5 protein-coding genes are annotated in these 10196 nt (G+C 36.9%); 4 read left to right on the forward strand and 1 reads right to left on the reverse strand.

Annotation, left to right across the window (positions count from 1 at the left end; all coding sequences use genetic code 11):
- A partial coding sequence (locus BBH99_RS22675) for a helix-turn-helix domain-containing protein (RefSeq protein WP_083188727.1) occupies positions 1-1589 on the forward strand: 1589 nt, incomplete at its 5' end.
- 126 nt (positions 1590-1715) lie between these two features.
- On the opposite strand, the gene BBH99_RS03805 is transcribed toward BBH99_RS22675, so the two are convergent.
- Entirely contained in the window at positions 1716-6626 is a 4911-nt protein-coding gene (locus BBH99_RS03805) for a PKD domain-containing protein (protein ID WP_066692199.1), read from the reverse strand.
- Between the two features lie 733 nt (positions 6627-7359).
- Here BBH99_RS03805 and BBH99_RS03810 point away from each other — a divergent pair.
- From BBH99_RS03810 to BBH99_RS22000, 3 genes are all read left to right on the forward strand, one after another.
- The gene (locus BBH99_RS03810; RefSeq protein ID WP_123872984.1) at positions 7360-8379 is read left to right on the forward strand and encodes a hypothetical protein; all 1020 of its coding nucleotides are present in this window, start codon (positions 7360-7362) and stop codon (positions 8377-8379) included.
- A gap of 218 nt (positions 8380-8597) precedes the next feature.
- The gene (gene glsA / locus BBH99_RS03815) at positions 8598-9611 is read left to right on the forward strand and encodes a glutaminase A (RefSeq protein WP_066692204.1); all 1014 of its coding nucleotides are present in this window, start codon (positions 8598-8600) and stop codon (positions 9609-9611) included.
- Between the two features lie 88 nt (positions 9612-9699).
- A partial coding sequence (locus tag BBH99_RS22000) for a Crp/Fnr family transcriptional regulator (RefSeq protein WP_131799193.1) occupies positions 9700-10196 on the forward strand: 497 nt, incomplete at its 3' end.

Consider the following 10196-nt stretch of genomic DNA (forward strand, 5'->3'; position numbering starts at 1 on the left):
TTTCCCTCAAATTTTTATTTTTTCTACTATTTACTTCTCCCCTATTTCCTGCCCAAACTCCGGCTATTAAAAATGAAGAAAAACAGATCATGGCTCAATATGACCTCATTGAATATAATGATGTGGGCAGACTTACCAATATGGATGATCTCCAAAACATGGTGAGTAAATCTAAACAGATCAATTTCGCACCGGGAGAGCTGAGAGGACTTATTCTTCTTCAGCGAAATGCATTGAGAAGAGGAAACTATAATCTTTCAGGGAAATATGGTGACGAGGCGGAAAAACTGGCCCAGGCTGAAGATAATAATTATGCATTGGGACTTATTCAGCTCAACAAAGCTTGTGTAGCGATAGGTCTTGGCCTGCCTGCCGAAGCTAAAAACATTCTGGAAAGCAATTCTTACGGGGAAAAAATGGATAATGTAGCAGATAAAAATATATATCTCTGTAATTCTTATATGCTGCTTGCAAGTATATATTCAGACATGGGAGCAAAGAAAACCATGCTGCAATACCAAAAGAAAAGCCTTGAAATCCTTGAATCCACTCCTATCGATACCCTTACCGATTATCAGAAAATCAGATATTATTATCTTGAAATTTTTCAGCTGATGAACCTGGGGCTTGCCTATGCTTTTAATCCTAAAAATCCAAGACTAGATCTTGCAGAGCCTTATTTTAAAAAAGCTCTGGGGTATGCGGAGACTCATCCTCAGTATTTCAAATTATGTGATATAGAAGTTTATGAGTCTGTAAGTGCCTTTTATTATGAGAAAAAGGACTATCATAAGAGCATTGAGTTTTCTCAGAAAGTTCTGGAGCTGGAACGGAAAAAGAAAAAACCGGAAGAAAGACTGGCAGCGTATGAAAATATTAAGGATGCTTACAATGCTTTAGGCAATAAAGAGCAGGAACTTAAGTATCTTACTCTATACACCAATCTGAATGACAGTATTAAGAATGCTCAAAAGGTTAGCATCATCAACCAGTCTCAGAAAAAGATCAATACGTATAAAGATGCCAGCAATAAAAACAGACTCATTATTATAGTAACAGCTTCCGGTATTATCCTTTTAATAGTTTTCCTATTCTGGAACTATAACAGAAAGAAAGACCGTGAACATCGCAAAAAATACGATGATCTTATCAGCGAACTAAAACATAAAAGTACAGAGCCCAATGAAAGTTCTGAAGTGAAGGATCAGATAGTATCCAACATCTCCTCTGAAACGGAGAAAAAACTTTTAAAGAAACTGGAAACCTTTGAAAACTCAGAAAAATTCCTCAAAAAAGGGATCAACATTGCTTACCTGTCTAATCTTCTGAATACTAATCCTAAATACCTTTCTGAGGTCATCAAAAATTACAAATCCCAGAATTTCAATGCCTATATCAATAGCTTAAGAATTAATTATATTGTTGACCATTTATACAATGATCCCAAATACAGGGAATATAAAATAAGCTATCTGGCAGAGGAATGCGGTTATGCTTCATCACAGGTTTTTGTTATTGCATTTAAGAAGGAAAAAGGAGTTACACCTTCATACTTTATTAATCAGCTGAATAGTGTTGAAACAGTTTAATACGGTCTGGCTGTAATCATCAGTCACAGTATTTATATGCATAATATACTTTTGAATTTTCATTGGCTATAATATAAAAAAACAGTGCCCTCTTTGGAGGGCACTGCTTATTGAATGAAGTATGGATTAATTTTTAATCAACTTACCTTGCAGGGATTTTTCTCCTGCCTGTACAATAACAATATAAGTACTCTGCAACCAGTTAGAAACATCTACACTCACTTCTCCTGAAGATGATTTCAGCTCCTTATGGAATTTGACATTACCCATGGTATCAAAAACCTTGATCTGTGTTGCCAGTAATTTCTCATTACCTGTATCATATGACACCTTAACCACATCTTTCGCCGGATTTGGCATCAACTTGAGAGAAGATGCTGCAGTAAGGCTTAATCCCTTTCCTGCATCAGCAAAAGCAGGTTTACCTATAATTTTCGGCTCACCAACAAACTTACAATCATCCTGTCCTAAGAATAGGATAACATCATTACCACCAGGGAAGCTTGCATTTGGATAGAAAGCCAATGGGTTGGCATTCATATCATATGTTCCTCCTGCCGGAATGCTAATTATAGACGGAAGATAAGTTCCATATCCGTTAGCACTTGAAATAGTAAGCATGGCCGGTTGGCTTCCTGCATTAAATATCGTTCCATTAACGTTATAATGATCACCATCCCATTTGAATGAAGTAATATCTACATCAAAGTTACACTGTGTTTCTATACCACATTCTTTTCCAGGATAATAGTTCATTGCTCCTGAATAATATTCACAATGCATTCCGCCTGCATTCTGGTCTATTCTCAGCCTATAAGTTCCCGGCGAATCTACAAAGTAGAATGGATCAATGATAGTATTAGTCCCATTTTGAAGGCTAATTCCGAATCTCTCCCACTGATGGTAATCGAAGGTACCTTTTGGTCCCAGAATATGACGATCTTTATCTCTACAATAGCTGTAGCAACCTGTAGGGAACACCCACATAAGGCTTTCAATGCTCAGAGGTATAGCTATTTCTTGCTCTACTTTACATCCTGATGGGGCTGTATATATCACTTTATACACTCCTCCTTCAAGCACCGTAATGCTTTGTCCCGTCATTCCATTACTCCAATTGTATTCTCCATTAGCCGGTCCGGATGCTGTTAACTTAACCGTATACGGCTGACATTGTACCTGAGTATAGGTAATCGTTGGTAATGCCGGAGGGTTGCTTACAGTAACTATAAAGTCTTTAGATGAAGTACAGTCTGTTGTTCCAGGGTTACGTACTTCCAACGTAAAGGTATAAGTACCTGCATACAATGGCCCTGTATTGAAAACTATAGGGAAGATATTTAACCATTGTGTACCAATTGGAGTCCCGTTTTTCTTCCATCTATACTCTAAGGTATTATCTGTTACAATACCATTAAGTATTGCTGAACTTCCGGAACAAATATTTGTTTGCCCGGAAATACTAACATACGGAGGCTTTTTAATTGTAACAGGTACTGCTTTTTCGCTCATGATATTAGATTTACATCCTTCTGCAGATACTAATACCGGCCAATAGCTTCCTGATTGTGTTGGAACAAAAGTACTTGAATTAGGTGCTCCTGATACCTGTTGAGAGCCGTTCATCCAAATATAACTTGACGGTGCTGTACCTGTTGGCGCAAAGGAAACTACCGGAGCATTTCCTTGACATACAACAGCACTCACAGGAGTAAGATTTCCAGTAAAGTTGGCGTCCCTTACTGTAAGATTAACGGTTCCTGAAGTATAAACACATCCCTGTGGTGTTCTGATTTCAAGCTTAATACTCTTTGTTCCGGTTGTATTAAACGTAACAATCGTATTCTGCTGTGAAGTGATAAAAGACGTTGAGTCAAAATACCAAGTGTAAATATTTCCAGGAGTATATGACACCGGAGAAAGAGTAATCGCTTCTCCTTTGCAGGCAATAGCCGGAAGTAAGAAGTTTGTACTAGGAACAGGTGCCAGAGTAACTGTTTTTGTAATCGTACAAGATGGATACAAATACGATGGAGCAGACATTGTCATCGTAAAGGTATATGTTCCCGGCGGCAGGTTATTATAAGTAGCGGTCTGACCTGTCTGTGTAGGAAGCCCAGGCGCACTAAATGTATATACAATAGCATTCGGGTTAATATCGAATATTGTAGAAGTATTATACAAAGTAACATTATAGCCATTGCCGTTACAAACCTGCGAAATATCAAACTTCGGTTCATAATGTTTACGGACCTCAATACTTGTTGAATACCAACATGTACCGTATCTTAAGCGAACACTAACAATGTGTGCACCTGCAAGATTTGTTTGGAATACAGGTGAAGTTGTTCCCTGTCCGCTAATCAAAGTAAGTACACTATTAGATACCCATTGAATTTCATCCGGAGTATTATTTACACTAAAAGAATTTACACTGATTGTGTTGCAACCAGTCCATTCTGCGGCATAATAAACAGTAGGTGGTGAGGTACAGTTATTTCCTGTAGGACAAGCATTTATTACTTTAATCTCTTGCGAATATACATAACATTCGTTGATATCTTTAGCTCTTACTTGATAAGTTCCTGCAAGCCCCACACCTGATAAGGTATATGAATTTGTATTAAATCCGTTCAATGGCAGCCCATCTTTAAACCATTGCCATTCTAAAATATTTGTAAGCCCCGTTGAACTGTTGGCTGTAAGTGTATACGGTGCTAAAGGCTGGCTATCGCAAACCTGAAGATTATATACCGGTGAAACCGTAATAATGGTTTCAGGAAGGATAATAAAATTGGCACTTGCTGTTGGTTTGTAAGAACATCCATTAGTTCCATCATAGGTTACCGTAACGGTTTGAGAAACATTTCCTCCGGTATTATTCTGAATATATCCGTTATTTGGGAAATTGTAAACTCCGGATGGATTAAACGCCGTAGTATAACTTCCATTAGCAAACGTAAACGTCACATTTGTTGCCGAAGTAATCGTTCCTTGATTCACTGTGAAATGAAGATCTGAACCTAAGCAAATCTTTCCAACATTGGTAAAGCTTACCGCAGGAAGGGCCAGTTTACTGATCTTCATAGAAAGGGTCTTTACTTGACCACATTTCACAATTTTTAAGTTAAGGTTAGTAGAATATACCCCACCCGAAACTTCATTAATATTTACCACCACATTAGCAGTTCCCTGTCCGGAAGAAAAACTTCCAAAGTTAGGCTGATCAAAACTCCATTCCATAGAATCCGGAACAATATTTCCTAAAATTGCACTGAAATTCTGTGTGCTGCTTGGGCAGAAAGGTCCTATATTCTGAACAAGAGAAATTCTGTTAAGATCTACTGCTTTTACGCTTTTTGTTATCGCATTGGAAAGACAACCTGCCTGCCCAATCGTTCTATAACGTACTGACACTGAAAATGTCGTTGCACCAGTATCAAAGACAACTGTTACAGAATTTCCGGCATTACTTCCCTGGATTGTACCATTTGTTACACTCCATACCGGGATCACATTCGCTGGGGTTAAGCCAATTGAATACACATACGGTCTTCCCGGACATGCCATATCATCCCCTATAATTGGTCCCTTCGGAGGTTTTGGTGGGGCTACTACATTAATCTGTATTCCCTGACTTTCACATCCTCCGCCTGCTTTAACTGCTGTCACCATATAAGTACCCGGTGTTGCAAAAACATAACTAAAAGGTACACTGATTGGTTGTGGAGAGGTATATACTATTCCTCCATCTAAAGTGACATTCCAGATAACAGGAACGTTAGGAGTAGCTGTAAATGTTTGAGATGCCCCTACACAGATTTCAGGTGTTCCTCCTGATATGGTAACAGGTTCTTCCACAACAATTGTTTTAGTTGCGTCTCCTCCACATAACATTAATGTATTGGCATATTTACTTGTTAATGTATATGTACCTGGTACTGTTGCCTTGAAAAGGATCTCGTTTCTTTGTTGGTTATACGTAAGTTCTGCTGGTGCAGGACCTGTTACATCCCAGTCAACACTTGTAGTTGGCCACTTAGGAAGTGAGTAGGTATATTGTCTGCCGGTGCACACTCTATCCTGCCCTTTAATTTTTGCTGTTTTTAAAATTACAGGAATTTTAGCAGTAGTCCACTCCGGACATCCACACTCAGATTTGTACATGATATATCCAAAGCCATCCTCCGGATCTACATGATCCCATCTTACTTCAATTTCATTTCCATAATTATTCAACAGTGTTCCTCCAATCACTTTCCAGTCTCCCTTGCATCCATTCAGCACACTGTATTTTTCAATACTTCCTTCACACACTACAGAAGCACAGTTAATCTGTACAGGTGGAGCTTCCAGAACTTCCAGTTTTTGAGAAATGGTTTCTGAACAACCGCATTTATTGGTTACTGTCAAACTAACAGTAAGTCCTGCTGCTGAAGTATACGTATGAGTAGGTTCAAAGGCTGTAGAAGTTGTTCCATCCCCAAAATCCCAAAAATAATTGACAATATCACTTCCTCCGTTTGCTTGAGAAAGGTTTTGAAAATGAACCTCCGTATTTTTACAAACACGATCCTTCATGTTGAGCATCGTAAAGTTGGGAATCGGTTTGTTTATTTTCTCTATACAAATATTTTGATTCTCGGTAGTTCCGTCTAAAAACTGAATAACGGCATGTACAAACCCACCGCCTGCGGCTCCCCAGGCTATAACAGCTTCTGTATTAGAAGCACCTGAGACACTTTGTACTGTTCCACCCGCAGATGTCCATTGTACATTTAAAATGTTAGATCCGTGAACTGTATAGGTCACATTAGTATTTTCACAAACACGGATACAGGTACCAGTCTCTACGCTGGCAGCAGCAACCGAATTGCCGTCATTGCCTTTTTCGCCCCGATGAACCTGGCATCCAACCTGAGAATCCCAGGTAACATGAGTTGATGATTGTGCTTGCAGCCCCCAAGGTACCAGGAGCCAACATAGCAGGAGCCATCTGAAGATGTGCTGCCTACTAAAGTAAGTAGTGTTTTTCATGGTTAATAAAAATGTATTAATTTTCGATTGAAAATTAATGAAAATTTTAATTCAAAAACTATTTATTAATGAAAAATATTACTTTTAGTTAATATAAATATCAATAATATACTTCAATTACTGACTATACCTTAATTTACCTCAATAATTATTAATATAAAAACAATGTATTTTCGTTTTAAAACAAAATAAATACTAATTTAATCTATTCAAAAAGCAATACCCAGCATAAAATAAATTAAAAACTAATGACTTATGAATTAAACAAAAAATATAGCAGATAAAAATTCTTTTAAAATTTTTTACGTCAATACCAATACGGAGATTATATACAAACAATTGCTCAAGCTTTTAGAAAAAAGAAATTCTCTCTGTTTTAAATAAAAAGAGTTTATTTTACATTGAAAATAAATAATAGACAAAAATGAAAAAATACTTCAGGGAAATAATGATAGTAATCATTGTATTGTTATCACGGTTGCCTTTTATTTTTAATAGCCTAGGGATCGACTTAGATGCCTGGAGAGAAGTATACACAGGAAAGATATTACATGAAGATCACATTTATAATGTGTCCCGTTTCCCAGGGTATCCGTTTCCAGAATTTTTATATTCATTAGTATATTATCAGCCTTATTGGGTAATCAATTTATTATCAGTTGTATTTACAGCCGGCTGTTGTCTGTATTTTTTTAAAATTTTAAACTTTCTTACAATAAAGTTAGCTTTTCTTATGGCTATAGTATTCCCGTTTGTACCAATAATCTACCTCAGCAGTACAACCGCTATGGAATACAACTGGTCTTTATTCTTTTTATTAGGAAGCGTATATTATCTTCTTAAGAAAAACCTTTGGCTTTCCGCTTTACTGTGCGGACTTATGGTAAGTACAAGGTTCAACAATATTATTTTCCTTCCTGCATTTGCCTTTCTTCTGTATTCTTTTTCCGGAAAGGATATTAAAAAGGTTTTACAATTTTCAGTTTTAGCTTTTCTTTCCATATGCTTTTTCTTTTCGCCGGTCATTTTAAAATATGGTACGGGTTTCTTTCAAAGTTACGGAGATTCAGAGGTTAGCCTTGGCAGTCTATTAAGTCTGGCTACATTATATATCTATGGTGCTTTAGGAATGCTGGCTATTATACTTGGTTTAATCATTCAGCTTTTTACGGGAGGCTACCGGGAATTAAAAAATGTATCCAAAAATCATTTTGTAATATTCAGCATCCTAATGATTGTTTTCAATCTGGTATTTTTTATCAGATATCCGTTAGAAGCAGGTTATTTAATCCCCTCTGTCCCTTTTGTTCTTATCCTGCTCTATTATATTCTAAATGAAACCCTGATGAAATCCGTATTATTTGTCTTGTTTCTATCCCCTTTTTTAATTCATGTCAATGCAAAAAAAATTCAGATTACAGGAGGAATATTCATCAATGAAAATTATGAAAATCAGCAATTAAAATATTGCAATGACCTCATTCGGGAAATCAAAATACACTCAGGAAATCAGCCTTCAATTTTCCATGTGGGTAATTATTCTGAGCAGGTTTCACTTATGGGAAACTTTGATAAAAACAGCAATATAAAAATCGTCAAATACCTTAGCCCAAAAGATCAGGAAGATATTATCAATAAAAAATATGTGCTCTACTATTCCGATACAGAAAGTGGAAAGACTGAAAACAGCAAAACCCATATGCTGGATCAATATGGAATATTCCTTTATAAAGACTTTGAACTTATAAGATAAATAGGATCACATAAAGGCAAAAGAATTAAAACCCTACTGCTGTAGTCAATATCGCAATCAAAAGATTAACATTCACTTCTTCCAGTAGAGATGTCAAACATTCACTTCTACCCATCTTTGTCTCATCCCGGTTCTGGACAACCTTGCACAAAAAATGAAATATCTTATCTTTGTTTTTTCGAGGAACATTATAAACTTTTTATTCGAAAATATTCTACATGAAAAAAAATAGCTTTTTATTTTCCGCCAAAGGAATTCTTATTGCAGGATTTTTGTCCTTAAACACAGTAATGTATGCTCAGAAAACGGCAGATCTTTCAACCATTTCAGAGAAAACCTTAAGCAGCATTCTGGAAAAGAACAGAAATTATTACACGCAAGGTAAAGTAGCTGATTATATTCCTGAACTGGGTAAAATGGATGCTAAAGCAATTGCCTTTTCTGTAGTGGATAAAAACGGTAAAGTATTCAGCACCGGCGATATTCAAAAGAAATTTACCATGCAGAGTATTTCCAAGATCATCGCGCTAATGGTTGCGGTAAATGAAAGGGGTGAAGCGAATGTGTTTGATAAGATGGGGTATTTTGGATCAGATAAGCCTTTCAATCATTTTTCCAATCTTGAAACAATGGGAAAACCGCTTAATCCAATGATGAATGCAGGAGCAATCCTTACTACTTCTTTAATTTCCGGTGAAGGTGAAAAACCATTCCTTAAAGTGTTGGATATGGTTCGTTACATCACCAAAAACCCAAGCATTGATTACAGTAAATCCGTATACGAGTCTGAAAAATCTACCGGACACCGTAACCGTGGAATGTTCTACATCATGAAAAACAGCGGACTGATCTCAGGAAATGAAGACCAACTGGATAATTATTTTAAACAATGCTCTATTGAGCTTACCGCTGAAGACCTGGCAAAAATCGGATACTTCTTCGCTAACCAGTGTGTACGTTTTGATGGTGACTCTCAATATAAAAATGCAGATGTTGCCAAACTGGTAGAATCGCAGATGCTGACTGCCGGAATGTATGAATTCAGTGGAGAATATTCCAGAACCGTAGGATTACCAAGCAAATCAGGAGTAGGCGGCGGAATTACCGTAAGTGTACCGGGAAAAATGGGTATCGGTGTATTCAGTCCTGCATTGGATCAGCATGGAAACTCTTTAGCGGGATACCACATAATTTTAGACCTGGCAAAGCAATATAATCTGAGCATCTTTTAGACACATTGGAAACCAGCTATCATCCGGAAAAGATAATTTTGATAACAGAAGATTAAGTATATTTGGGTAAACCTATATACTTATATCCATGTCCGTTCATTACGACAGCATATTAAAACATATTAGCCAACACGTTACCCTATCAGATCAGGAGAAGAACATCTTTTGTTCTGCGCTGATTTATAAGAAATTTCGACGTAAACAATATCTTTTACAAGATGGTGAGATATGCAGCCATGATTATTTTGTCATCAGAGGATGCCTGAGACAATATGAAGTAAGCCCCAATGGCCGGGAAAATACAGTACAGTTCGCTTTTGAAAACTGGTGGATTTCCGATTGGTACAGCATGCTTCATGCACAGCCATCCGTTTACAATATTGAAGCCATGGAGAATTCGGAAGTTTTTATGATCGGAAAGAATGAATTGGAAAAGCTTTATATAGAAATACCACAACTGGAACGCTATTTCCGTAAAATATTCCTGAATGCGTTCGTTTCCCTTCAAAAAAGGATACTATTCCAGCAGAAAACAGCTGAAGAAAGATATCTGGAATTCATGAAAAACTACGGCTGGTTTGAACA

It is taken from the genome of Chryseobacterium contaminans (assembly GCF_001684955.1).
Taxonomy (GTDB): Bacteria; Bacteroidota; Bacteroidia; order Flavobacteriales; family Weeksellaceae; genus Chryseobacterium; species Chryseobacterium contaminans.

Excerpts from the sequence above, each read along its gene's own strand:
- BBH99_RS03805 (WP_066692199.1), bottom strand. The coding sequence starts at position 6,626 with ATGAAAAACACTACTTACTTTAGTAGGCAGCACATCTTCAGATGGCTC.
- BBH99_RS03810 (WP_123872984.1), top strand. The coding sequence starts at position 7,360 with ATGGCTATAGTATTCCCGTTTGTACCAATAATCTACCTCAGCAGTACA.
- glsA (WP_066692204.1), top strand. The coding sequence starts at position 8,598 with ATGAAAAAAAATAGCTTTTTATTTTCCGCCAAAGGAATTCTTATTGCA.